The organism is Collinsella aerofaciens ATCC 25986 (assembly GCF_964239575.1).
Classification (GTDB): domain Bacteria; phylum Actinomycetota; class Coriobacteriia; order Coriobacteriales; family Coriobacteriaceae; genus Collinsella; species Collinsella aerofaciens_BQ.
This window is the reverse complement of the sequence record NZ_CAXSQQ010000025.1, coordinates 1-25,998: the sequence shown is the minus strand read 5'-3', so window position 1 is coordinate 25,998 and position 25,998 is coordinate 1. Positions and strand designations below refer to the sequence as shown.

At 60.3% G+C, this 25,998-nt stretch carries 23 protein-coding genes; 22 read left to right on the top strand and 1 reads right to left on the bottom strand.

The window, feature by feature from the left end; genetic code table 11:
• Positions 1-301: 301 nt before the first annotated feature.
• The 13 genes from ACESUZ_RS08780 to ACESUZ_RS08720 all read left to right on the top strand — a co-directional run bounded on the left by ACESUZ_RS08780 (position 302) and on the right by ACESUZ_RS08720 (position 15,321).
• Positions 302-787, top strand: coding sequence for an RrF2 family transcriptional regulator (locus tag ACESUZ_RS08780; protein WP_117773298.1), 486 nt, complete (start codon positions 302-304; stop codon positions 785-787).
• Between the two features lie 21 nt (positions 788-808).
• Complete coding sequence (locus ACESUZ_RS08775) at positions 809-1,714, top strand: HhH-GPD family protein (protein WP_373199639.1); 906 nt, start codon at positions 809-811, stop codon at positions 1,712-1,714.
• Between the two features lie 114 nt (positions 1,715-1,828).
• Entirely contained in the window at positions 1,829-2,368 is a 540-nt protein-coding gene (gene rbr / locus ACESUZ_RS08770; RefSeq protein WP_089573238.1) for a rubrerythrin, read from the top strand.
• Between the two features lie 257 nt (positions 2,369-2,625).
• Complete coding sequence (locus ACESUZ_RS08765) at positions 2,626-3,258, top strand: hypothetical protein (protein WP_373199636.1); 633 nt, start codon at positions 2,626-2,628, stop codon at positions 3,256-3,258.
• A gap of 437 nt (positions 3,259-3,695) precedes the next feature.
• The gene (locus tag ACESUZ_RS08760; protein ID WP_373199633.1) at positions 3,696-4,106 is read left to right on the top strand and encodes a hypothetical protein; all 411 of its coding nucleotides are present in this window, start codon (positions 3,696-3,698) and stop codon (positions 4,104-4,106) included.
• A gap of 136 nt (positions 4,107-4,242) precedes the next feature.
• Positions 4,243-4,806, top strand: coding sequence for a hypothetical protein (locus ACESUZ_RS08755; protein ID WP_373199632.1), 564 nt, complete (start codon positions 4,243-4,245; stop codon positions 4,804-4,806).
• A gap of 51 nt (positions 4,807-4,857) precedes the next feature.
• Positions 4,858-6,213 (top strand): DNA recombination protein RmuC, encoded by a 1,356-nt coding sequence (locus tag ACESUZ_RS08750; protein WP_373199630.1) that lies wholly within the window; start codon positions 4,858-4,860, stop codon positions 6,211-6,213.
• A gap of 126 nt (positions 6,214-6,339) precedes the next feature.
• Complete coding sequence (locus ACESUZ_RS08745; protein ID WP_373199629.1) at positions 6,340-8,142, top strand: ABC transporter ATP-binding protein; 1,803 nt, start codon at positions 6,340-6,342, stop codon at positions 8,140-8,142.
• Positions 8,143-8,205: 63 nt separating this feature from the next.
• A complete protein-coding gene (gene nth, locus ACESUZ_RS08740; RefSeq protein ID WP_373199626.1) occupies positions 8,206-8,871 on the top strand; it encodes an endonuclease III in 666 nt (221 codons plus the stop codon).
• A 157-nt stretch (positions 8,872-9,028) separates the two neighbouring features.
• Positions 9,029-12,661, top strand: coding sequence for a transcription-repair coupling factor (mfd, locus tag ACESUZ_RS08735; protein WP_373199625.1), 3,633 nt, complete (start codon positions 9,029-9,031; stop codon positions 12,659-12,661).
• A 56-nt stretch (positions 12,662-12,717) separates the two neighbouring features.
• Complete coding sequence (locus ACESUZ_RS08730; protein WP_373199623.1) at positions 12,718-13,581, top strand: phosphatase PAP2 family protein; 864 nt, start codon at positions 12,718-12,720, stop codon at positions 13,579-13,581.
• 45 nt (positions 13,582-13,626) lie between these two features.
• Positions 13,627-14,652: a threonine aldolase family protein gene (locus ACESUZ_RS08725; protein ID WP_373199621.1), complete on the top strand. Its 1,026-nt coding sequence runs from the start codon at positions 13,627-13,629 to the stop codon at positions 14,650-14,652.
• 78 nt (positions 14,653-14,730) lie between these two features.
• Positions 14,731-15,321, top strand: a complete 591-nt coding sequence (locus ACESUZ_RS08720) for a GNAT family N-acetyltransferase (RefSeq protein ID WP_373199619.1) — start codon at positions 14,731-14,733, stop codon at positions 15,319-15,321.
• A gap of 21 nt (positions 15,322-15,342) precedes the next feature.
• Here the strand turns inward: ACESUZ_RS08720 and ACESUZ_RS08715 are convergent, their stop codons facing one another.
• Positions 15,343-16,065: a GntR family transcriptional regulator gene (locus tag ACESUZ_RS08715; RefSeq protein WP_373199617.1), complete on the bottom strand. Its 723-nt coding sequence runs from the start codon at positions 16,063-16,065 to the stop codon at positions 15,343-15,345.
• 205 nt (positions 16,066-16,270) lie between these two features.
• Here ACESUZ_RS08715 and ACESUZ_RS08710 point away from each other — a divergent pair, with 205 nt between their 5' ends.
• The 9 genes from ACESUZ_RS08710 to ACESUZ_RS08670 all read left to right on the top strand — a co-directional run bounded on the left by ACESUZ_RS08710 (position 16,271) and on the right by ACESUZ_RS08670 (position 25,779).
• Positions 16,271-17,263 (top strand): SIS domain-containing protein, encoded by a 993-nt coding sequence (locus tag ACESUZ_RS08710; protein ID WP_006235139.1) that lies wholly within the window; start codon positions 16,271-16,273, stop codon positions 17,261-17,263.
• Positions 17,264-17,637: 374 nt separating this feature from the next.
• On the top strand, positions 17,638-18,720 hold the full coding sequence (locus ACESUZ_RS08705; RefSeq protein ID WP_195361569.1) for a DMT family transporter: 1,083 nt from the start codon (positions 17,638-17,640) through the stop codon (positions 18,718-18,720).
• Positions 18,721-18,902: 182 nt separating this feature from the next.
• Positions 18,903-19,826, top strand: coding sequence for a PTS sugar transporter subunit IIAB (locus tag ACESUZ_RS08700; RefSeq protein ID WP_373199615.1), 924 nt, complete (start codon positions 18,903-18,905; stop codon positions 19,824-19,826).
• A 36-nt stretch (positions 19,827-19,862) separates the two neighbouring features.
• Entirely contained in the window at positions 19,863-20,657 is a 795-nt protein-coding gene (locus ACESUZ_RS08695; RefSeq protein ID WP_195246997.1) for a PTS mannose/fructose/sorbose/N-acetylgalactosamine transporter subunit IIC, read from the top strand.
• A gap of 13 nt (positions 20,658-20,670) precedes the next feature.
• A complete protein-coding gene (locus tag ACESUZ_RS08690; protein ID WP_118226101.1) occupies positions 20,671-21,504 on the top strand; it encodes a PTS system mannose/fructose/sorbose family transporter subunit IID in 834 nt (277 codons plus the stop codon).
• 199 nt (positions 21,505-21,703) lie between these two features.
• Positions 21,704-22,687, top strand: a complete 984-nt coding sequence (locus ACESUZ_RS08685) for an SIS domain-containing protein (protein ID WP_035136781.1) — start codon at positions 21,704-21,706, stop codon at positions 22,685-22,687.
• Between the two features lie 160 nt (positions 22,688-22,847).
• Complete coding sequence (locus ACESUZ_RS08680) at positions 22,848-23,477, top strand: HAD family hydrolase (RefSeq protein WP_161115153.1); 630 nt, start codon at positions 22,848-22,850, stop codon at positions 23,475-23,477.
• 354 nt (positions 23,478-23,831) lie between these two features.
• Positions 23,832-24,839: a YitT family protein gene (locus ACESUZ_RS08675; protein WP_373199612.1), complete on the top strand. Its 1,008-nt coding sequence runs from the start codon at positions 23,832-23,834 to the stop codon at positions 24,837-24,839.
• Positions 24,840-25,059: 220 nt separating this feature from the next.
• Positions 25,060-25,779 carry a GntR family transcriptional regulator gene (locus tag ACESUZ_RS08670; RefSeq protein WP_373199610.1) on the top strand — a complete coding sequence of 240 codons (720 nt, stop codon included), beginning with the start codon at positions 25,060-25,062 and terminating at the stop codon, positions 25,777-25,779.
• Positions 25,780-25,998 lie beyond the last annotated feature (219 nt).

Below are 25,998 nucleotides of genomic sequence, written 5' to 3'. Positions count from 1 at the left end.
CGGATTCGCGCCTCAGGACTCAGCGCAACGCGTTGCGCTGAGTCCTGAGGCTGTTGCAATGAAAATGAGAATCAAGGTCTGTCTGAACAACAGCTTTGTTGCGCAACACCTGTTCAACAAGACAGGGGGTTAGGTTATACTAAATTCCACTGTGCGCCGCATCTGATGCATTTCGCTCCAAGCGCGGCACTCAGTAGATATCCGATTTACCATTTGGATGTCCTGGCGGTCATTTAGCGTCTCGACACAAGCTCGGCCCCGGAGCTCGTTCGAGCTGTTCGTATTCCTTGAAAGGGGAAAAATGGACATATCGAGGAAGACTGATTACGCCCTTCGTATGCTGGCGATGCTTGCCGAGGATCCGGAGTGTTTGCTTTCTGTTCGCACCGCTGCCGAAGAGGTCAATGTCCCGTATTCGTTTGCCCGCTCGATTCAGCACGGTTTGGTCCAGGCCGGTATTGTGGAGAGCCTGCGTGGCGTCCACGGTGGCATGCGTCTCAAGGTCAGTCCGGACGACGTCACTATCCGCCAGGTCGTCGAGGCCGTTCAGGGTCCTATGGTCATGAACGATTGCACTGCGCCCGATGGTGACTGTGCGCGCATGGGCGCGTGCTGCTATCATCCCCTGTGGGCCGGAGCTCAGGCGTTGATGCGCGACTACCTCGATTCCGTTTCGCTCGGCGACATCGTCGCTCACCGCCAGTTCCCGGCCGTCGATCCCAAGTTCGCCGACCGCGAAGCGTTTCCCGAGTATGCCACCTGCGCGTGCGCTTGCCGGGAGGAATAGCGCCGCATAAGGAGCATAGTCATGATTCAGGACCCCTTTCGTTCGATGATTCGTTCGGAAGGGGTCCTGCGTTATCGCGACCTTCCGTGGCGCCGCACGCGCGATCCGTACATCATTTGGCTTTCTGAGGTCATGTTGCAGCAAACACAGGTGCCGCGCGTGGAGACGCGCATGCCGGCGTGGCTCGATCGTTTTCCGACTGTGCAGGCGCTTGCCCAGGCCGCGCCTTCCGATGTTTTGGACGCTTGGCAGGGCATGGGCTACAACCGACGCGCTTTGGCGCTCCACAGGGCCGCTCAATGCGTTGTGGAAGACTGGGGCGGGGAGTTTCCGCGTGAGACGCGTGACTTGGTCGTTCTGCCTGGTATTGGCCCGGCAACGGCGCAGGGCATCCGGTCATTTGCGTTTGATCTTCCGGGCGTGTATCTGGAGACCAACGTGCGCACGGTCTTTTTGCATCATTTCTTTCCCGATGTGCCGGCCGTTCCCGATCGCGAGCTGGTGCCGCTGATTCAAGCCGCCTGTCCGGCGGCCCCCGGTGCGGCGGCGGACGAGATCGCGCCCTTTGCCGTGCCTCAAGATGATGCCGACACGCCGCGCGCGTGGTATTACGCGTTGCTGGATTACGGCGCGTATCTTAAGAAGACGTTGCCCAATCCGTCTAGGCGATCGGCGGGCTATAGTCGCCAGTCCAAGTTTGAGGGCTCGCGTCGTCAAAAGCGCGCGCATATCGTGCGTATGTTGCTGGCAGCGCGCGATGGGCAGCCGGCGGGGATTACGCTTGCTGATGCCGTGGTGGGCGTTAACGAGATGGAAGCGGCAGCCGGCCGAGAGCCGGTCGAGCGCGAGTTGGTCGCAAGCATTCTCGCCGATCTGGAGCGCGAGGGCTTTTGCCGTTCCGAGGGCGATCGTTGGCTGAGTGTATAGCTCGCTCGAATTTGAAGAACAGGATTGTAAGGTTTAAATTCTCGGCTTGAGGGCATCCTAAAGACAAGGCCGCTCAAAGTCTATGGGCGGCATATGTTGGAGGGAAGTACACCCATGGATTTTGAGAACTCTCAGACCAAGAAGAACCTCGAGACCGCTTTTGCCGGCGAGTCGCAGGCACATACCAAGTATCGCTACTATGCATCCAAGGCCAAAAAGGACGGCTACGTTCAGATCTCGAATATCTTTGCCGAGACCGCGGGCAACGAGTCCGAGCATGCCAAGCTGTGGTTTAAGTATCTGCACGACGGCGCCGTCCCCGATACCCTGGACAACCTGCGTGATGCCGCGGCAGGCGAGAACTACGAGTGGACCACGATGTACGACGAGTTTGCCAAGACCGCCGAGGAAGAGGGCTTTGCCGAGATTGCCGCAAAGTTCCGTGGCGTCGGTGCCGTGGAGAAGGCTCACGAGGAGCGCTACAACAAACTCGTCGAGCGCATTGAATCGGGCGAGGTGTTTGAGCGTGAGGGCGTAAAGGTGTGGAAGTGCCTGAACTGCGGGCACCTGCATGTTGGTGCCGAGGCGCCCGAGGTGTGCCCGGTGTGCAACCACCCGAAGGCGTACTTTGAGGAGCAGGTGGTGAACTACTAGCGCGTGGCGCTGGCTGCTGCGGAGCGCGGGGCGGGAGGCCGGATTGCCTTCCCTCCCCGCTCACGGCTTCGCAGGGTCGCGTTGAGGGAAGGCAATCCGGCCTCCCGCCCCGCGCCCCGGCGTTGGGTCGTCGCGTGCTCGTTACTGAAAAGCTGATTAGAAGTTTGTGTGCCGCCCCTTTTGGGGCGGCACTATTTGTTAGGGGGTACACTGGGTAGCGGCTTTTAGTTTATCTACTACCTGATGGGGTGTTTTCTATGGGTAAGAAGTCTCGGGCTCGGGTGGCTGCGGCGGGGACTCGCAAGGATCCTGGTCGTCGGGTTCCTGAGGGCAAAAAGGCCGATCGTGCCGAGAAGGACAAGAAGGTCGGCGCGCATGCTCATCCTGAGTGGGCGCCCCATTTGAATTCGGCGAGTGAGGACCTGACCGCCAAGCTGTTTACGATGGTCGAGGTCATCTTGGGCGTGGTGCCTGTGGTGGTCATTGGCCTGTTCCTGGCCTCTAAGGATGCCACGAGCGTGGATAAGCTCACCGATGTCTTTTCCCAGGGCCCCTCGATGGTAGTTACGTTTATCTCTGCGTGCCTGCAACCGTTTGTGGCGTACATGCTGTACATGATTTATCGCAAATATTGCGAGGGCGATGCGGGCTTTGCCGCCGGAAACCTGATTGGCCTCTTGTGCTCCGAGATTTTGCTGCTCAATATTCCCGGCGTCATCGGCATGGGTATCTTGTTGTGGCGTGTTTGGCGCAACGTTGCCCCGCACTTTGAGAGCTGGCTAATTGAGCGCCGTTTTACGGGCGTGGTGGCCGACATTGCCGGTTCGCTCGTGATTCTAGCCTTGGCGTTTATGTGCGCCACCGCCGCCCGAGGTCTCGCGGGCATGTAAAGCTGCCTTCACCGACTGCGGAGCACAGGGCGGGGAAACACCTTTCCCTCTCGCTCACGGCTCCGCAGGTCGCGCGAGGCAAAGGTGTTTCCCCGCCCTGCGCTCCGGCTTCGGGTCGTCGCGTGCTCGCTACTGAAAAACTGATAAGAAGTTAGCGTGCCGCCCCTTTGGGGCGGCACTTTTTGTTTGGGGTCCCTGTCTTCACAATTTCCGTCAAGCTTTTGGTTAGGTTTTGGTCGGATGGCGTAAGGGCGGAAGGGCGAAAGATCATTCGATAAAAAAGCTCAAAGAAAGTGCTGGTAGGGGAGTTGTTGAGCTTTTCGACAGTTTTCTGACAAAAGAATCTTTGCGGCTATTGCCACGGATTTCGTTGCCGCAGCCGCGATGGTGCGGGATGCTGGGCGCAAGCGTCGAATGCTCCGATTGAGGAGGCCAACATGGATCTGTTTCTTGAGACCCCGCAGCAAAAAGCCGAGCGCATGTTGCGCCAACAGCAACGGCTTATGGAGATGCAAATGCAAGGGGCGGCCGTCCAGCCTCCTGCGCAAAACGCCGCACCTGCGGGCGAGGCGGCTCCAGAGGCCTATTCCGTACAGCAAGATTCATATGCGCAGGAGCTTGCGTTCGGCAAGCGTCGTGCGCGTCGCCGTCGCTGGGCCCAGCGCCTGCGTACGCTGGCGATGATCGTGCTGATCCCGTTGGGGCTCGCGGCAATCTTCTTGGCCTCATATGCCCTCACGTGCATCCTCAACGGCGCCTCGCCCAGCGAGGTGCTTGAGCACTTGGCAGCTCTCGGTCAGCGCCTAGGCGATGTCGTAACAACCATCTGCGCCGGCTGGGAGAGTTAGCGTTTGCCGCATCAGGACTTCGAGGGTGTAGGGATTGTCGCCACGAGTAGAATCCTTGCATCCTGTGGGTCCCGTCATACGACTGAATAGTATTATTGAAGATGAATAATAATAGCAAATGAACGGAGGTGCTCGGTTGAATCTGACCTTTGAGGGATTCTTAAAAGGCTATTGCCGAGAGCTATCCGGACAGCAGTCGCTCAGTTTTAGAAAACTGGTTAAGCAGGCGACGACGGTTGCGCCGCGCGTGGCGGAGCCCCTGTTTTTGCTCGCTTTGGCGCAAGGAAAAGCCGAATACGTTCTGGGTTTATCCGAGGGTTCGTGGATGGAAGAGGGTTACCGAGGCATTTTGTCCTTGTACACCCAAACGGGTAGCCTGGCATCTCTATGCGCCGAGGACAAACTCCCTAATCGTTATGCCAACGTTTGGCGTGCGTATAGAGCGGTGAAGGAAAAGCCAGTGGCGGACAGAAGGATCAACGCTCTGATGCGAAAAAGAACGTTGGGAGCGCTAGAGGAATCGGGTGTAACGCGCTATGGCCTCTGCCGCGATTTGAATCTGAATAAGGGAAACGTATACGCATACTTAGCCGGCGATGACTCAAAGGTGAGCAGGGAGACGGCGCGCCGCATTATGGAATATGCGGAGGAGAGGGGCGCCCAAGAAGGGGCCGGGCGTCCGGTGCGTGTGGCAGGGTAAGATTGATCGCGGTTTTGATTGATGATCGATTGGGTTTGTTGGGCGGAGACTATGTCTGCTATTGATATCGTGCTTGTTGTGATCGCCTTGGTGGCGGTGGGGGTTGCTGTGGCTTGTGCCCTGCAGCTCAAGGGCCTTCGCACCGAGCTGCGGGAGCGCGGCGATAGCGGGGCAGAGATGCTGGCTGCGCTCGAGCAGGCCAACAACGCGCTCGACACCCTGAACGTCGCGTTGGCAGAAACTCGCCGCACGGCAAATGCCATCGCGCAACAGCAGACGACCGATGCGGCCGTAGAGCAGCAGCGCTACCTGACCATCGCGCGTGAGTTCTCGCAGGCCGGCGACCGCATGGATGACCTGCGCCGCGAGACGGCCCAACAGCTCGGCGCCAACCGCGAGGGTCTCGAGCACCGCCTGGACAAGGTACGCGAGACGGTCGATGCCCAGCTGGGCGCCATCCGCAAGGACAACAGCGTGCAGCTCGATCAGATGCGCGCGACGGTGGACGAGAAACTCTCCCGTACGCTCAACGATCGCCTGTCTGCATCGTTTAAGCAGGTGAGCGACCAGCTCGAGGCTGTGTACAAGGGTCTGGGCGATATGCAGTCCATTGCCACCGGCGTGGGCGACCTCAAGCGCGTGCTGGGCAACGTCAAGGCGCGTGGCATTTTGGGCGAGGTGCAGCTGGGTGCAATCCTGGCGGACATCCTTACGCCCGACCAGTATCTGGAAAATGTCGCCACCAAGCCTGGCGCCTCGGAGCGCGTTGAGTTTGCCGTCAAGCTGCCGGTGGACGAGGGCGATCCCGTGCTGCTGCCGATCGACTCCAAATTCCCGGGCGACGCGTACGAGCATTTGCTCGACGCCCAGGAGTCGGGTGACGCTGAGGCCGTCGCCGCAGCGCGCAAGACGCTCGATATGATGGTAAAGCGCGAGGCAAAGGACATCTGCGAAAAGTATCTGAGCGTGCCCGCGACCACCAACTTTGGCATTTTGTTCGTTCCGTTTGAGGGGCTGTACGCCGAGGTCGTCAGCCGTCCCGGGCTTATCGAGACCCTGGGCCGCGACTATCACGTCAACGTTGCCGGCCCCAGCACCATGGCGGCCATCCTCAACAGCCTGCAGATGAGCTACCAGACGTTTAGGCTGCAAAAGCGCACCGACGACGTGCTGCGCGTGCTTTCTGCCGTCAAGGCCGAGCTGCCGCGCTATCAGGCGGCGCTGCGCCGCGCCCAACAGCAGATCGAGACCGCAGGAAAGACGGTCGAGGGCATCATCACCACGCGCACCAACGTTATGGAGCGCAAGCTCAAGGATATCGACGCGCTGGAAGACGCGCGGGAGGCCGACGAGATCTTGGGGCTCACATCCGCGGAGCTGCTCGCAGACCAAAAAGACGAGGACTAGCTGCATCTGACGGTGGGGCGCCGGTGTAAACGCGGGTGCCCCGCTGCTTTTCGCATCGTGCTTGCCTGAAGTGCGCTTTAGTGTGCAACAATGGCGTTTCGCCCTATCAGACGCGAAAGGAAGCCCATGTCTCAGAGAAGCACCAGTCCGCTCAAACGTTCCACCGTGCGCCGCACGCTGCAGCGTTTTTGGGGCGTCACGCGCACGCAGCCGCTGATCGTCTTCCTTTCGGTGTTCTCGTCGGCGGGCTACATCTTTTTGCTCACGTTTGCCAACACCTACGTGATGGCCCTTATCGTTGACCGCGTTCAGGCCGGCCCCGTGGCGGGTGACCAGGTGTTTGAGGTCTTTGGCCCTTACATTCTGGCGCTGGTGCTCGTTAACCTAGTGGGCCAAATCCTCTCCAAGCTGCAGGACTACACCGTCTACAAGCTCGAGATTGCGGGCAACTATCACCTGGCGCGCCTGTGCTTTGACACGCTCTCCAATCAATCCATGACATTTCACACCAGCCGCTTTGGCGGATCGCTCGTGAGCCAGACGAGCCGCTTTATGAGCGGCTATACGGGGCTGGTAGACGTGACGGTGTATTCGCTCATTCCCACCATCACCTCGGTTGTCTGCACGGTGGCGGCGCTCGCTCCGGTGGTGCCGACGTTTACCGTGATCTTGGTGGGCATTATGGTCGTCTACATCGCGTTTGTCTGGCTTATGTACAAGCGCATCATGCCGCTTTCGGCCGCGACGTCTGCCGCGCAGAACAAATTGTCGGGTGTGCTGTCCGACGCGGTCACGAATATCCTGGCCGTCAAGACCTGTGGGCGCGAGGACTTTGAGCGTGACCTGTTCGATGCCGCCGACCGCGCCGCGCGCGACGCCGAGACAGTTTCGATGCACGCCATGATGCAGCGCAACTTTACGACCTCGGGCCTTATCGTCATCACCATGGCCGTGGTGAGTGTGTTCGTCGCGGGTGGCAACGCGTGGTTTGGCATTTCGGCCGGCGCGCTCGTCATGATTTTTACCTATACGTACAACCTCACCATGCGTCTGAACTACGTAAGCTCCATGATGCAGCGCATCAACCGCGCGCTGGGCGATGCGGCCGAGATGACGCGCGTGCTGGACGAGCCGCGTCTGGTGGCAGACGACGAGAACGCTCCCGAGCTTAAAGTGACCGAAGGTGCGATTGATTTTGAGCACCTGAGCTTTGCATACCGTGACGCCGCGGCGGGCGAGAGCGTGTTCGACGACCTGACGCTCCATGTGGCAGCGGGCCAGCGCGTGGGCCTGGTGGGCAAATCGGGCTCGGGCAAGACGACGCTCACCAAGTTGTTGCTGCGCCTGGACGACGTACAGGGCGGCCGCGTGCTCGTGGACGGCCAGGACGTCTCGCGCTGTACGCAGCAGAGTCTGCGCCGCCAGGTTGCCTACGTGCCGCAGGAGGCGTTGCTGTTCCATCGCTCCATTCGCGAGAATATCGCCTACGGCCGCCCCAACGCTACCGACGAGCAGATTCGCGAGGCTGCGCGCCTGGCCAACGCGACTGAGTTTATCGACCGCCTGCCCAATGGCTTTGACACCATGGTGGGCGAGCGCGGCGTCAAGCTTTCGGGCGGCCAACGCCAGCGCGTGGCCATCGCCCGCGCTATCCTGACCGACGCGCCGATCCTGGTGCTCGACGAGGCGACGTCTGCCCTCGACAGCGAGTCCGAGGCGCTGGTGCAGGAGGCGCTCGAGAACCTGATGCGCGGTCGCACCTCCATTGTGGTGGCGCATCGCCTGTCCACCGTGGCGGCGCTCGATCGCATCGTGGTGCTGGCGGACGGCGAGATTGTCGAGGACGGTACGCATGCGCAGCTTGTCGAGGCAGGCGGCGAGTACGCAAGCCTGTGGAGCCGCCAGACCGGCGCATTTTTGGAGGCGTAAAGACCCCATACGTGGGACAATCGTGCCCATAAGTTTGTTATGCCGCTGAGCCGAGGAGTCGTTATGCCACGCGAGACCAATGCCGCCAAACGCGAGCGCGCCGTTGAGGTGTGCGAGCGCCTCAACCGTCGCTATGGCCCGGTCGAGTGCTTTTTGGACCACGAGAATCCCTTTAGGCTGCTCATCGCGGTGCTTCTCTCGGCGCAGACGACCGACGCGCAGGTCAACAAGGTGACGCCGAAGCTGTTTTCCCAGTGGCCCACGCCCGAGGCCATGGCGGGGGCGAGCGTGGCCGATGTGGCCGATACCATTAAGTCGCTCGGCTTTTATAAGAGTAAGGCCAAGCACGCCGTGGAGGCCGCGCAGATAATCGTCGCCGATTACGGCGGCGAGGTACCGGCCGACATGAAGGAGCTCGTCAAGCTGCCGGGCGTGGGGCGTAAAACGGCGAACATCGTGCTCAACGTGGGGTTTGGCATCGTGGAAGGCATCGCGGTCGATACACACGTCAACCGCATCGCACACCGCCTGATGTTGAGCCCCAAGACGCATGCCAAGGAGCCGCTCAAGACCGAGCAAGACCTGCTCAAGATTTTGCCGCACGAGTATTGGGAGTCGGTCAACCACCAGTGGATCACCTTTGGCCGCGAGATTTGCGACGCCCGCAAACCTAAGTGCGACGAGTGTCCGCTGGCGGATTTGTGTCCCAGCGTGCGCGTGGCGGGGTAGGGCGGAACGCATTTTCGTCTGGCGTTTTTTGCGGGGCTGGGTTTGCCCTTGAGCCGGAGTCCTCTCCATGCGTTACCATGACAGACAATGTATTTGACGTACGACCCGCCGAGCTTGCCCCGGCGGGCTTTTGGCGTTGCAATGCCGGAGGAACAGCATGCTCATTCACCGTATAGCCGCGCAGCTCTACACTGCCGAGGCCTTGCAGACCGTCGAGGCCGGACTCGATGCTGGCGAGGACGTGACGCTGGCTGTGTCGCAGTCGGGCCGCACGCTTATGGCGGCCGCCCAGTTTGCGCGCCGTCCGCGCCCGACGGTCTATATCGTGAGCGGCGAGGATGCGGCCGATCGCGCCGCGCGTAGCCTTGCCGCCTACGTGGGCCTAGCGCACGTGTGCCGTTTTCCCGAGCGCAAGGACTATCCGTGGCGCGAACAGGCGCCCGACGACGCCGTGGTGGCGCAGCGCTGCGAGGCTCTGGGGCGCATCGTGCGCGGGGACAACTGCATCATGGTTGCCTCGGCCCGCGCGCTGCTGCGTTGCGTGCCGCCGGTCGAGAGCCGCTACTGGGAGTCCACTACTTTTGCGGTGGGCGAGGAGATTCCTTTTGACGAGGTGCCGCAGCGCCTGGTGGGCATGGGCTACACCAATGCCGGCGCCGCCGACGCGCCCGGCCTGTTCCGCGTGCACGGCGACACCGTCGAGGTATTCCCCGCGCAGGAGAAGGCGCCCGTGCGCATCGAGTTCTTTGGCGACGAGATTGACCGCATCCGCCGCATGGTGAGCTCCACGGGGCAGACCATCGGCAACGAGGACAGTATCGAGATCTTCCCCTGTCGCGAGCTGGCGCTTACCGACGATGCCGTTCACAACATGCACGTGGCGCTCTACCGCGCAAGCCAGGACGACAGCAAACTGGCGGCACTGCTCGAGATGGTGGATGCACGCATCGTCACGCCCGAGCTCGACCGCTTTTTGCCGGTGATGTACGGCCAGACCGTGAGCCCGCTGGCACACGTGAGTGGCAAGGCGCTCGTGGTTCTGTCCGAGCCGCGCTCGCTGTTCGACGACTGCCTGCGCGCCTACGAGGATATCGAGGCGCGTGCCGGCGAGGCGGGGATTGACCGATTGGATGGCCTGTATGTACGTGCCCAGCAGCTCGATTTTGGCGCTCAGCAGCGCCTGAACTACGTGAGCCTCATTCGTGCCGGCGGTGCGGTGACGGCCGAGCTCAAGATTGAGCAGCCTGCCATCGCAGGCTCGGACAACCGTTTTATGACGCGCATTCAGGAAGTCGTGGGCAAGCGCTACGCCTGCGTGTTTGCCATCCCCGACCGCGGTGCGCGCGAGTCGATGGAGCTCACCTTTGGCGATGAGGGCATTACCTTTGAGGAATCGCTGACGGCGGCCCCCGAAAACGCCGGCGTAATTGGCGACCACGTGCGCGTGGCAGCGGCGGATTCCGCCGACCGTGCCGCACGCCAGGAGGCCCACGCTTCCATTCGCGAGCGTAAGGCCGACGCACTCAATGCCCGCTCGCTCGAGGCGGGCGCGGCCCAGGCTGCCGCCGGTGCCGCCGTGCCCACCATCTCGCGCGGGCGCGTGACCTTTGTCGATGCCGCCCTGCCGCAGGGCGTGGTGGTGCCCGATGCCAACCTGGCCGTGTTCTCGATCGCCGACCTCAACGCCCGTATGGATGCCAACCGCGCGCGCAGCCGCCGCAAGGTGGACATTACGCAGATCACCTTCCCGTTTAAGCCGGGCGACTACGTGGTGCACGCCACCCACGGCATCGCACTCTTTAGCGAGATTGCGCGTCAGGAAGTGGGCGGCAAAGAGCGCGACTACTTTTTGCTGGAATATGCCGACGGCGACAAGCTCTACGTGCCGCTCGAGCAGGTCGACCGTATCACGCGCTATGTTGGCCCCGACGGCGACAAACCGCGCCTGACCAGGCTCAACACAGCCGACTGGACGCGCGCCACCAACAAGGCGCGCAAGAACGCCAAAAAGCTGGCGTTTGACCTGGTCGACCTGTATACGCGCCGCTCATCAATCGCGGGTATCGCCTGCCCGCCTGACACGCCCGAGCAGATCGAGATGGAGGAGAGCTTTCCTTACGACGAGACGCGCGACCAGCTGGAGGCCATCGCCGACATTAAGGCCGATATGGAGGCGCCCAAGCCCATGGACCGCCTGCTATGCGGCGACGTGGGTTTTGGCAAGACCGAGGTCGCCCTGCGCGCGGCGTTTAAGTGCGTGGACTCCGGCCGCCAGGTCATGGTGCTCTGCCCCACGACCATTCTTGCCCAGCAGCACTACGAGACGTTCTTTGAGCGCTTTGCCCCGTTTGGCCTTGAGGTCGAGGTGCTCAGCCGTTTCCGCACGCCGGCGCAGCAAAAGCGCGCGCTCAAGGCGTTTGCCGAGGGCACGATCGACGTGCTCATCGGCACGCACCGTCTGCTTTCGGCCGATGTGAACCCCAAGAACCTGGGCCTGGTGATCATCGACGAGGAGCAACGCTTTGGCGTGCAGCACAAGGAACAGCTCAAGAACCTGCGCGAGCAGATTGACGTGCTCACGCTTTCGGCAACGCCGATTCCGCGAACTATGCAGATGGCCACGAGCGGCGTGCGCGACATGAGCCTGATCACCACACCGCCCACCGGGCGTCGTCCCGTGATCGTGCACGTGGGGGAGTACGACCCCGATGTGGTGAGTGCGGCGATTCGCCTGGAGGTGGGCCGCGGCGGCCAGGTGTACTACGTGTCCAACCGCGTCAAGACCATCGACGACGCCGTGGCGCGCGTGCACGAGGCCGCGCCCGAGGCGCGCGTGGGCGTGGCGCACGGCAAGATGAGCCCGCGCGAGGTCGAGGACGTGATGATCGAGTTCGCGACCAAGAAGATCGACGTGCTTATCGCCACGACCATCGTGGAGAGCGGCATCGACAACGCAACGGCCAACACGCTCATCATCGAGGATTCGCAGCGTCTGGGTCTGGCACAGCTCTACCAGCTCAAGGGCCGTGTGGGCCGTTCTGCCACGCAGGCATACGCGTACTTTATGTTCCCCGGCGAGCTGCCGCTCACCGAGGAGGCGACGGCGCGCCTGACCGCACTGTCCGAGTTCCAAGACCTGGGCAGCGGCATGCGCATTGCCATGCGCGACCTGGAGATTCGCGGCGCCGGCTCGCTTATGGGGGCCGAGCAGCACGGCAACCTGTCGAGCGTGGGCTTTGACCTGTTTACGCAGATGCTGGGCCAGGCTGTGGCCGAGGCGCGCGGCGATGACGACGCCGGCGTGGAAGCGGCGAGCGTGGGTATTAATCTGCCGGCCGACTACTTCTTGTCCGAGGAGTACCTGCCGGCGGTGGACCAGCGCGTGCTCGTGTACCGCAAGCTCGCAGCGGCCGAGGACCTGGAGAGCATCGATGAGGTGCAGGAAGAGACCGAGGCCGCGCATGGCGAGCTGCCGTTGGCAGGACTCAACCTGTTCAATCGCGCACGAATCCGCATTCGCGGCGAGCGCCTGGGGCTCGAGAGCGTCACGCTCAGCGGCGGTCGCATCACGTTTTTGGGCGTCGACGTGCCCAAGAAGGTGGCCTTTGAGCTAAAGACCCGCTATGGCGCGGTGAACTTCCCCAAGAGCCGCAAACTGTCGGTGCCCTACAAGGCGGGCGCCGGCGCGGGCAGCGGCCTGGGTCGCGGTCTCGACGCCAACGACGGTACCGGCCCCGTGGCCGCGGCACTCATGCTGTTGCAGCAGTTGGGTGCGAGCGACGACGACTAACGGGTCGACGCTGCAAACGCCCCATTTGGGCACTCTGGTTCCATCGAAAGGAAAGCATGTTCGGATACATCTATAAGAAAGACGTCGCCATTATCGCGGTTGTCCTGTGTCTTTGTCTGGGCGTGGGCAGTTTCTTCGACTATCAGATTTCGAGCGCGCTGTTCAACATCGGCAGCATGTACGGTCGCTTTGTCGAGGCGGCCGGCGAGCTACCGTTCGAGCTGACGGCGAGCATCGCGGGCGTTATGCTCGTGCGCTCGGCACGCCCCGATTCCAGGGGGAGCAAATGGCTCGCTGCGCTGGGCGTTTTGATCAACGTGGGTCTGGTCGGCTACGAGACCGTTTCGTCCCTGCGGGTTGGCGGCAAACTCATCGCGGTTCAGTTGGTACTGACGTTTGTGCTGGTCATCGCCGCTAACCTTGTCGTCTATCGCCTCACGCGCACGACCGAGCCCGACGAGCTCACGCGCTGGGCGTTGATGGTGCTTGTCGTGTGGGTCGCTCAGGCCATCATCCTCAACGTGATTGTCAAGCCGCTGTGGTCGCGCCCACGCATGCGCGTGATCGAGGTGACGCAGGGACTCGAGTTTCAGCCGTGGTGGGTGATCGGCAACCCCGACAAGTGGGCCTATATTGCCGCCGGTGTAGTCAAGGACGGCTTTAAGTCGTTTGCGAGCGGACACACGGCGCACGCGGCGATCGGCCTCATGTTCGCTGGGCTTCCCGCGACGGCCTTTAAGGAAAAGCCGTCGCGCCGTCGTGTGGTCTTTTGGACGGCGGCTGTGGTCGCGGCGCTCGTCGCGTTTGGCCGCATCGTGATCGGAGCGCACTTTTTGAGTGACGTGAGCTGCGGCTTTGCCCTGGTGCTGGCGCTTGAGTGCCTTGCCGCGCGCATTGCCTATCCCAGCGGCGTACAATAGCTCCGTTTGAATCATCTGGCCGATACCCGGTAAGAGAGGATTGCCATGCTCGCGTTTAACAACGACTATTTCCACGGTGCACATCCGGCAGTGCTGCAGGCGCTCGTCGATACCAATATGGAGCCGCAGCCCGGCTACGGTACCGATGCGCATACCGAGCGCGCCAAGCAACTTATTCGCGAGGCCTGCCAGGCCCCCGATGCCGACGTGTTTTTTCTGGTGGGCGGCACGCAGGCCAACGCGACGGTGATCGACATGCTGCTTGCGCCCTACGAGGGCGTCGTTGCTGCCGAGACTGGCCACGTCGCCTGTCACGAGGCGGGCGCCATCGAGTTTGGCGGCCACAAGGTGCTCACCATCCCCGGCTACGAGGGCAAGATGCACGCCGAGGACCTCGAGAACTATATCCAGGTGTTCTACGAAAACGAGAGCTACGAGCACACAGTGTTCCCGGGCGCCGTGTACGTGAGTCTATCGACCGAGTACGGCACGCTGTACTCCAAGGCCGAGCTCGCGGCGATTCACGCGGTGTGCCAGAAGCGCGAGATTCCGCTGTTTGTGGATGGCGCCCGCCTGGCCTATGCACTGGCGGCCGATGAGTGCGACATTACCCTGCCCGAGCTGGCGCAGCTGTGCGACGTGTTCTACATCGGCGGCACCAAGTGCGGCGCGCTCTGCGGCGAGGCTGTGGTGTTCTGCGGCATGCATGCCCCGGCGCATCCCATTCCGCGTATTAAGCAGCATGGCGCGCTGCTTGCCAAGGGCCGCCTGACGGGTGTGCAGTTCGAGGCTCTTTTTACCGATGGCCTGTATTTTGAGATTGGTCGCCAGGCGATTGAGACCGCTCAGGCGCTGCGTCGCGTGCTGCACGAGCGCGGCTACCAGTTCTTCTTGGAGACGCCGACCAACCAGCAGTTCGTGATTCTGCCCAACGAGGACATGGCCCGCATTCGCGAGCATGCGGCGATCGAGTACTGGGAAAAGTACGACGATACCCACACGGTGGTGCGTTTTTGCACCAGCTGGGCCACGACGCAGGAGGACATCGACGCGCTGGCGGCTGTCCTGTAGCCTGATGTAATGACAAGGGGCCGCCCTGCGCCTGAGCTTGGCGCAGGGCGGCCTTTGCTTTTGGGGGAGAAGGGTTGTATGACCGAGATGTCCGATCCGACGATTCGTCTGGCGACGCCCGATGATGCGCCGGCGTTGCTTGCCATCTATGAGCCGTATGTGCGCCAGACGGCGATTACCTGCGAATACGAGGTGCCGAGCGTTGAGGAGTTCGCCGGGCGTATTGAGCGTACGCTCAAGCGCTATCCGTATTTGGTGATGGAGTTGGACGGGCGTCCGGTAGGCTATGCCTACGTGAGTCCGCTTAACAGCCGCGAGGCATACGACTGGTCGGTCGAGACGTCGATCTACCTGGCACGCGATGTGCGCCATGGCGGGCTGGGTCGCAAGCTGCACGATGCGCTCAAGCAGTGCCTGATCGCGATGGGCATCACCAACATGTGCGCGCTCATTGCCGTGCCGCACGATAAGGACGATGAGTACCTGACGCACAACAGTCAGGATTTCCATGCTCATATGGGATATCGCCTGGTGGGCACCTTCGATCGCTGCGCCCAAAAGTTCGGCCGCTGGTACGACATGTGCTGGATGGAGCTGGTCCTAGCCGAGCGCACACCCAACCAACCCAAACCAACCTGGTTCCCCGACCTTCCCAAACCTATCATTTAGGGACAGGTTTATTTTGGCAGGTTAGCCGATTGGCTCGGTGTATTTGGCGCGGTCGGTGCGTTGGATGCGCTTAGAGACATGGAGCGGTCGGCCGTCGGTGTCGTAGACGTAGTCGGTGATCAGGATCAGCGCCTGCCCGCGCTCGACGTTGAGCAAAAACGCCTCGTTTTGCGAGGCATAGCACACCTCAAAGGTCTTATGTCCCTGTGCTGGCGCGCGATGGAATTCTTGGCGCAGCGTCGCGTAGAGCGAACCGTTGATATCGCGATCGATGAGCGTCTCGAAGCTTGGCGGCAGGTAGGTGGTCTCCAGGCACAGCGGCACGTCGTCCAGGTAGCGCAGGCGGACAAGTTTGACGAGCTTGCTGCCCACGGCGGCGTCAAAGAACTTAGCTATGCTGTCGGCCGCCTTGGCAAAGCCCGAGTCCACGGTGCGCGTGGTGGGCTTCATGCCCTGACCTTCGACCTGCTTGGTATAGCTCGAAAACACTAGGTTGTTCTCGTGGAGCGCGGGCGTGTCGGCCACAAAGGCGCCACGCCCGCGCTCGGTGCGCACCAGGCCCTCATCAACGAGAACCTTAAGGGCGTGGCGCACGGTGCTGCGCGACAGCCCCGATTCGTCCATGAGCTCCATCTCGGACGGCAGCTTGTCTCCGCGTGCGTAGATGCCGGCGGCGATGCGGTCGCGAAGCGTACCCGCCAAGCGCTCGTATTGGCTCAGTTTCTTTTTAGATGAAGCGTTCATGCGATCAGCCTATATTTAACTTGTATGCTTATCTAAGCAAGCATGTATTCAACACAACAATAAAACCGCTGGTATTGAGCTACCGAAAACCTTACCAGCAAAATTTCTAAGATAAATATAGCATACAACTAGTCGACATAACCAAAACATGTATGTAACTTGTATGCCATCGAGAGCATCAAACGAGAAGAAAGGCTGATGCACGATGACTACTCAGGAACAGGTTAAGGATGTCGTCTCCCAGGTTTTGGCTGACAAGGCAGACAAGGGCGGCATCAAGCGCGTCGTGTGGATTGGTGCCGGCGGATCCAACGGCGGCAACTATCCTGCCCAGTACTTTATGGAGCACGAGGCCACGCAGGTCGTGAGCTCCAGCTACACCAGCAACGAGTTCGTGCACGCCACCCCGGCCTACGTCAACGAGAACACCCTGGCCGTCGTCGTGTCCATGCGCGGCACCAAGGAGACCATCGTTGCCGCCCAGGTCGCCAAGGACCACGGCGCCAGCACCATCGCCATCTATGTTGACGAGTCCGGCCTCACCGAGGTCTGCGACTACAAGATCCAGTACGACAGCCTGGCCGTCGACGAGTCCTGCATGGGCCGCACCAACTCCGCCGTCGTGACCATGATCGCCATGGAGCTTACGCAGCAGACCGAGGGCTATGCCGAGTACGAGACCGCTATGGCCGCGTTCGACTTGGTCGACCCCATCTATCGCAAGGCCGTCGAGTACACCCGTCCGCTTGCTGCCAAGTGGGCCGAGCAGAACGCCGACAAGCCCTGCATCAACGTCATGGCTCAGGGTCCGCTCTTTGGTGCCGCCTACGTCTTTAGCATCTGCAACGTGCAGGAGATGCTGCAGATTGACTCCTGCACCATCAACACCTGCGACTTCTTCCACGGTCCCTTCGAGATCCTGGACAAGCGTACCTCGCTGTTCCAGCTCATCAGCGTCGGCCGCAGCCGCTGCAACGACGAGCGCGGCATCCGCTTCGTCAACCAGTACGGTGGCGAGCGCGTCTATCAGCTTGACGCCAAGGAGCTCGGCCTCAACGACATCAAGGACAGCGTGAGCGAGTACTTCAACCACCTGATCTTTGCCCCGATCCTCAACAACGTGTATATGCGTGCACTCTCTGCCGTTACTCACAAGGACTACATGACGCGCCGCTACATGTGGAAGCTGGACTACTAGGAGTATTAGTTCCGCCGTTCTACCGAACGGCGGACCAGCCGACGCTGCGCGCCCGGCATTTGGCCAATCTGCCGTTCAATTTCAAAGGCGCGACCAAAAGGTCAGCGCCTTTTCATTTCACGGCACCTTGGCTCAAATGACGGGCGCTCGCTGATGTTGCCAAAACGTCGGCGTCGCCGTGCTTGTTAAGGGATTGGTGCATTGGGGACAGGTTACTTTACACCAAGTTGGCGCATATGAACCTGACCCCCTTGCACCAATGGGTTGTAGCGGTAGAGCAGATTTTTCCGCTCGCCGATTTGTGTCTTGAAAAATGTATATAACGACTATAACGTAGTATGAAACATATTGGAAACAATACCGAGGAGGCTGCGTTGAAGAAAAGCAATCTGGGCTATGTGCTGGTGCTGATCGCCGCGCTTATGTGGGGCAGCATCGGAATCTTTGTAAACGGCATCTCGGCCATGGGCGTTTCGTCTCAGAGCATGGCGGCCTTTCGCCTGTTGTCGGGTGCCGTCTTAATGGCTCCGGTCTTGGCGTTCATGGGTTGCCAGGGAGGCGATCGTGAGGGAAAAGCATCGGGTCCCCTGGCACTGTTCAAGGCAAGTCCTAAAGAGCTTGTTCCCTGTGCGCTTCTTGGCATTATCGGCCTCGCCACCGCTAACACGCTTTATTACGAGTGCATGGGCGAGGTGGGCATGTCCACGGCCTCGGTGCTGCTCTACACCTCGCCGGTGTTTGGCGTCATGCTCGGCCGCGTGCTTTATCGCGAGGATGTGACTCCCAACAAGCTCGTTGCCATCGCTTTTAATATCGGTGGCTGTGTACTTGCAGTGACCAATGGCGACCTTTCCGGTTTCCATTTTTCGGTTTGGGGCGTCACGTCGGGCGTGATCGCGGGCTTTTGTGGCGCGTCGCTCGCGGTGTTTAGCCGGATAGCAACCAAGACGGTCCACCCGCTGGCTGTCACGTTTTGGGGCCTTGTTTTTGGCGGTGCGGTTATGGCGGCTATCGCGGCTCCGTGGCCAGATGTCGCCGCGGCAATGTCGCCACAGCTGCTGCTGCTGTTCTTTGGTTTTGGACTCATCCCTACAGCCGTGGCCTATGTCTTATATATGCAGGGTCTGTCCATGGGGCTCGAGACGTCGAAAGTTCCCGTCGTAATGTCATTCGAGACGGTCGTCACCGTACTGGTGGGCATTGGTGTCTACGCCGAGCCCGCCGGCGCGATTAAAGTCCTGGGCATCGTGCTGGTGCTCGCGTCCATCCTGATTATGAACACCGACTTCTCCAAGCTGCGCAACAGTGTGTTTGTCGGTCATGTCATTGAGAGCATGACCTTTAAGCCCAACGCGTGGTGGACCGAAAAATCTCAGGACATGGATCTGTTTAAGGAACGCACCGGCATTGCGCTGGAACCCACCGTACAGGAAAGCCCCTGGTACTTCGTGCGATAGGGGATTGCGCGCAGGGTCTGACCTGGGGTTATCCAGCTAGCGCCGGCCTACCTAGCCAAACGTTTCGAGTACGTTAAACCCGTCAACGGTCGATTTTCACCCGCGAACGGTCTTTATACTAATTAGCAATATAAGCAACGTATAAGACGTTATAATGACCATAACGAAAAGGAGGAGGCAAGATGAATCAGCTCATTCTCGCATCTCATGGCGGCCTGGCCGCAGGCGCCAAAGACACGCTCGAGATGGTTCTCGGCGACGTGTCGAACGTCCACGTCGTGTCGCTTGCTCGCGACGACAAGGAGCCCATCACCAATAAGGTTGAGGCTATGATCGCCACGTTCAACGCGGACGACACCGTCTATGTGTTGACCGATATGCTCGGCAGCTCGGTCAACAACAACATGGTCGAGCTTTCCAAGAACGGCACGAAGTTCACGGTTGTCAGCGGTTTCAATATTCCGCTGGCGCTGACGCTCGCTATGAGCCCCGCCCCCATCAAGGGTGCCGAGCTCGCGGCCCTCATCAACGAGGCCCGCACCGGTCTGACCAACCCCAATGCACCGGTCGAGGCTGCCGCGGCTCCCGCCAAGAAGGCCAAGGCGTCCCGTCACAGCTCCGGTCCCGCCAAGATCGTCCTCGCACGTCTTGACTACCGTCTGCTGCACGGCCAGGTCGTCTTTACCTGGACCACCAAGGTTCAGGCCGAGCGCATCATCGTCGTCGACAACGCTGCCGCCAACGATGACATCAAGAAGGGCGCTCTTAAGCTGGCCAAGCCCCAGGGCGTGCGCCTGAACGTCTTCACCGTCGAGCGTGCCCTCGCCAAGATGGACAAGCTCAACACCCTCGGCGAGCGCGTCATGTTTGTCTTTGGCAACACTGCCGAGATGCTGCAGTTCTGCCAGGGCTACAAGCTCGACGCCATCAACCTGGGCGCCACCGCCAACCACGACGGTGCCGATCAGATTGGCGGCAAGGACAGCTCCGTCTTCTTCGACGCCACCCAGAAGGCCGACGTCAACCAGCTGCTCGACATGGGCATCAAGCTCTACGTCCAGCAGACCCCTACGTATCAGAGCGTCGACATCGACGCCAAGCTGTAATCAACCAGGCTTTTGCCTGACTGAAAGGAGAAGGGTATGAATACGTTCATCAGTGCGGTGCTCGTCGGCCTCGTCGGCGTGTTCTGCATGTGGGACTCCCGCCTGCTCGGTCGTCTTAACTTCGAGCAGCCCCTCGTTGGCGCTACGCTCGTCGGTCTGCTGCTGGGCGATGTGCCCACCGGCCTTGCCGTCGGTGCCGCCGTCGAGCTCGTGTCCATGGGCCTGGTGCAGGTCGGCGCCGCCGTTCCGCCCGATATGGTCCTGGGCGGCATCGTGGCCGCTGCCTTTGCGTGCCTGACCGACGCTTCCGCCGAGACCGCCATGACGATCGCCATCCCGGTCGCCGTCCTGGGTCAGCTCCTCGGCATCGTGTTCCGTTCCATCATCGCCGTCCTCACCCATGTGGCAGATAACGCGATTGATAACGGAAAGTTCAAGACCGCCTACCGTATGCACATCTGCGCCGGCTCCGGTTTGTACGCCATCATGTACTTCCTGCCGATCTTCCTCGCCGTCTTTGTTGGCACTGACCTGGTTCAGGCCATCGTCAACATGGTTCCCGAGTGGCTGTCCACTGGTCTTAACGTTTCGACCAAGATCATGACCGCCTACGGCTTGGCCCTGCTGCTCACCATGATGATCAAGAAGGGTATGACTCCGTTCCTGTTCATCGGTTTCCTGCTCGCCGCTTACCTCAACCTGTCCGTCATCGCGGTCGCCCTGATCGGTGTGTGCCTGGCTGTCGTCTTCATGGGCTTCAAGTTCAACGGTTCCCATGCAGCCGCCGGTGTCGATTCCGACTACGATCCGCTCGAAGACGACGAAGACTAAGGAGGAACACACTATGGCAACCGCAACCAAGGACGTGTCCCTGAACAAGAAGGTCAGCCAGTTCTTCTGGCGCTCCTGGGCCATCCAGGCCTCTTGGAACTACGAGCGTCAGATGAACATGGGCTTCCTCTACGGTATGGTTCCCACGCTCGATCGCCTCTATCCGGACGAGTCCGACCCCAAGCAGCTTGCTGCTAAGAAAGAGGCTTACCACCGTCACATGGCGTTCTACAACTGCACCCCGCAGACGAGCGCTTTCATCCTGGGCCTCGCCGCCTCCATGGAGGAGGAGTACGCCAAGGATCCCGAGAACTTCAACCCCGATTCGATCAACGCGGTCAAGACCTCCCTCATGGGCCCGCTTTCCGGCATCGGTGACTCCTTCTTCCAGGGCACCATCCGCGTTATCGCCTTTGGTCTGGGCGTTCAGCTGGCTCAGCAGGGCTCCATCATGGGCCCGATCTTGGCCCTTCTCATCTCCATCGTCCCCTCCGTGCTGATTACTTGGTTCGCAGCCAAGATGGGCTATCAGGGCGGCCACGAGTACCTGAGCAAGCTTCAGGGCGGCGACCTCATGGAGAAGCTCATGTATGTCTGCGGCATCGTGGGTCTTATGTCCGTGGGCGGCATGATCGCCACGCTGATCGGCGCCACCACCCCGCTGCAGTTCGCTGACGGCACCGTCGTTATCCAGGACATCCTGGATGGCATGATGCCCCAGATGATCTCCCTTGGCCTCACCGGCCTTATGTACTGGCTCATCAAGAAGAACGTCAACACCGGTTGGCTTCTCGTGATCGCCATCGTGGGCGGCATCGCCCTCTCCGCGGTCGGCATCCTGGCTTAGTCGCGACTAAGCGCCTAACCGCTTTCCCCCGGGGGCCTGCCTGGCATCCCATACCCCAGGCAGGCTTCCATCCCCAAAATGCGACAATGGGACAGTCCCTTTGTCGCATCCTCAACGGGCCGGCGACTCGGTCCAAACCACGGTAACCCTGCGAGCGCCCGGCAATGTGGCGCCGCAAAAATCGAAAGGAATGTGTCAGATGTACGAGATCGACCTTAACCTCCCTAAGCAGATCGTCGCTGACGTCCTGTCCAACCACGAGATCCACAGCGTCGCCTTCGTCGGCTGCGGTGCTTCCATGTCCGACCTTTACCCCGCCAAGTACTTCCTGGCCAACAACACGGACAAGCTGAACGTTCAGATCTTCACCGCTAACGAGTTCAACTACGACACGCCTTCCTGGGTCAACGAGCACACCTTTGTGATCACCTGCTCCCTCGGTGGCTCCACGCCCGAGACCGTCGAGGCCAACAAGACCGCGAAGAAGCACAACTGCCCGGTCGTCTCCCTCACCAACAAGGCTGGTTCCGCTCTGACCGTCGACGCTGACTACGTCATCGTTCACGGCTTCCACGCCAACTTCGCTGCCAAGTGCGAGAAGCCCGGCTACGCCATCGCTCTTGCTGTCGAGATCCTTCAGCAGACCGAGGGCTATGACCACTACGAGGACATGATCACCGGCCTCACCAACGTCTTCGAGCTCTGCGAGAACGCCGCTCAGTCCTGCAAGAAACTCGCCAAGAAGTTCGCCGAGGACTTCAAGGACGACAAGATGATCTACTTCATGGCTTCCGGTGCCTCCGAGAAGATGGCTTATTCTCACGCTGCCTTCCTGTTCACCGAGATGCAGTGGATCGACGCCGCTGCCTACAACACCGGTGAGTACTTCCACGGCCCGTTCGAGGTTTCCACCGAGGGTAAGCCCTACGTCTTCTTCATGTCCGATGGCGCTACCCGTCCGATGGACGCCCGCGCCCTCACCTTCCTTAAGCGCATGGGCGCCAAGGTCGCTCTGATCGACTCCAAGGACTACGGCCTGGCTGACGCCGTGCCCGCGAGCGTCGTCACCTACTTCAACCCGCTGCTGCACCTCGCCGTTATGCGCGAGTACGGCAACCAGATCGCCGAGGCCCGTCAGCACCCGCTGACCATGCGTCGCTACATGTGGAAGCTTTCCTACTAATCACAAGTAAGTAGACCTTACGGGTTGATTGAGAGGGGATGGGGTTTGCGCCCCGTCCCCTTTTTTGCTTTGGGGAGGGCGTATCCGTCGCGCCACAAAACCCCAGATAAAACCTACCAAAATAAACCTGTCCCTTTTTGGCAGGTGGGAGGAGATGCGTATGATCAAAGCAGTGCTGTTTGACATGGACGGCGTGCTGGTCGATACCGAGTGGTTCTACAACCGTCGTCGCGTGGCGTTTATGGAGGAGAAGGGGTTCCACTTTGACGAGATCCCCGATCTTTCGGGGTCTAACGAGCCGGCCATTTGGGAGGCGCTGGTGCCCGACGATGTTGAGCTGCGCGAGCGTCTGCGCGTGGAGTACAAGCAGGTCTATAGCCCGGACCATCCCGTTCCGTATGCCGAGCTGCTCAACGAGCAGACGGAGCCGGTGATGCGCGCACTGCACGAGCGCGGCGTGAAGTGTGCCATCGCGAGCTCGTCTTATCGTGAGCTCATTGACGAGCTGGTAGAGATTGCCGGTATCGCCGATGTGCTGGACTACACCATCAGCGGTCACGAGTGCAGTGCGTTTAAGCCCGACCCCGAGATCTACCTGCGTGCCATGGAGGCGCTGGGGGTGGAGCCTGCCGAGTGCCTGGTTATCGAGGATTCGCCTTTGGGGATCGAGGCTGGCAAACGTTCCGGCGCCCGCGTCCTGGCACTGCGTCCGCACGAGGGCGTCAACCTCGATCAATCGCGAGCCGATGCCGTTATTGATAATCTGACCGACATTTTGGCCGCTTTGTAGTGTCAATCCGCCGCGAGAAGCACGGGTTCAAACGTTTTTTGCGGTGGACTGGCTCAATTTGGTTTCGATTTTGATCCGTTTGGCTTCGATTCGGACTAAGTGAGTAGACTTTTTGGCGCAGGCCGAGCACAATGCATATCTTCCTTTGTAAAACCGCAGGTCACAGGGGTGGCGGTTTTGGGTGTGCTCTGCAGGTCGCGTAAAGTCTACTCACTTGTAATTTGGGCCTTTGGTCGTGGGGTTGCTGGTCCCGCTTTGGTTGTCGGGAGAGGGTGAATTGAAGCGCCCCCGCACGCCCCATGCTACAATCGCGGACATATCCCACAACTACATCTGCCTTCGAAAGGAGCCTGCGTGGCGAATGCCATCGATCAGCTCACGGACCGAGTGCTCGTGCTCGGCCGCCTCACCATCGTCCGCCGCGCCATTACTGCTGTGGCGGTCACCATTTCCGCCGTTCTCCAGACATTCCTGATCCAGGCGTTCATTCAGCCCGCCGACCTGCTTCCGAGCGGTCTTACCGGCGTTGCGGTCCTGCTCGATCGCGTTACCTCGCTGGGTGGCGTTCACATCGATATTTCGCTCGGTATGCTCGCGCTCAACATCCCCGTGGCGCTCCTATGCTGGAGCGGCATTAGCAAGCGCTTCGTCATCTTCTCGATGATGCAGGTCGTGCTCTCGTCGCTGTTCCTCAACGTCTTTCACTTCGCTCCATTTTTGGGCGACAAGATCATGCTCATCATTTTTGGCGGCGTGGTCTCGGGTCTGGGCGCTGCCATCGCGCTCAAGTCCGGCGCATCCACCGGCGGCACCGACTTTATCGCGCTGTGGGTCTCCAACCACACGGGCAAGACCATCTGGGGCGTCATCTTTGGTTTCAACTGCTTTATCCTGGCGATCTTTGGTTTTATGTTTGGCTGGGACAAGGCAGCGTACTCCATCGTGTTCCAGTTTATTTCGACCAAGACCATTGACAGCTTCTATCGTCGCTACGACCGCGTGACGCTGCAGATTACGACGCACAAGGCGGACGAGGTCATGACCGCCTATGTTGACCATTTTCAGCACGGCATTAGCTGTGCCGAGGTCATCGGCGGATACAGCCGCGAAAAGATGTACCTGCTGCACGCCGTTGTCTCAACCTACGAGAGCCAGGACATTATCAAGCTGGTGTGCGACATTGATCCCGGCGCCGTGATCAATGTGTTCCACACGCTCAACTTTGTGGGCGGCTGGTGGGGAGGTCATGTCGACGAGCCCATGCCCACGGCCGTTCCCGATCCCGACAAGCCCGCACGCATGGCCAGCAGGCAGGCGCGCCTCAGCGAGCAGGACAGCCTGCAGCAGGACGACGGCAAGTAGGGTTTTGGCATTTTGCTGGCCTGGCGCAATCCTGTCCGCTTGAGCCCCCCGAAAGCCTCGCTGCTTTCGGGAGGCTCTCGTTTGCCCAGATAAAACCTACTAAAATGAAGCTGTCGCTTGTTGGTAGGGAGGGTGTATCGTTTTATCAATATGAGGTAACATGAAACTAGACGTTATATACGTATTAGTTATTTCGATATTTCGATAAGAGTGATTAGATATGCCTGCGCCCAAAAATGCACCGCTTTACCAGCTGATTTACGACGAAATCAAGGATGCGATCGAGAAAGGTGTTTATGCACCCAAGGAGCGTATTCCGTCCGAGCTTGAGCTAGCCGAGCAGTACGACGTGAGCCGCATTACGGTGCGCCGCGCCGTCGAGGAGCTGTGCTCCGATGGATACCTGGTTAAGCAGCAGGGCCGTGGCACCTTTGTCTCCACGCCGCACATCAACCGCCAGTTCCACGCTTCGACGCTGCAGACGTTTACCGCGCTGTGTGCCGATAATGGCATGAAGGCGGGCGCGCATGTGGTCGATCGCCAGATTGTGCCGGCACGTCAAAACGAGATGGAGTTCTTTGGCCTGCAAAAGGACGCGCTGCTGCTGCATATTAAGCGCGTGCGCACAGCCGACGGCGAGCCCATCTTTGAGGAGAACATCTTTGTGCCGTTTGACGCCTACCGTGAGCTGTTGACGGCCGATCTTGAGGACAAGTCGATTTTTGCCGAGGTCGAGCGTGTTGGCGGAACGCCGATTGTCTCGGTTGGCTACCGCACGGTCGAGGCCGTTCGTGCCAATACCGAGCAGGCGGCCGAGTTGGGCATTGCCCCGCACGATCCACTGCTCAATCTGCGTGCCAGCTTTACCGGTCCCAATGGCGAGCCGGTCCTGATGGGTAAGCAGTACTACGTGGGATCGCGCTACGTTATGGTCATGTAGGGTTGGTTCCGCCGTTCTAACGAACGGCGGACCGGTCGACGCTGCGCCTTTGGTTACGCGGTTTTACCAAACCGCGTAACGGCTCGACGCTGCAAACGCCCCTAAGCGAGCAAGGTGACGTTCAATCGTCGGTCGCGTACCGAAGTACGCTTCCCTCCTCTTTCACGTCACCTTGCTCGCTTAGGGGCGTTTTCGCTCATATGACCCAATCCGCTGTCA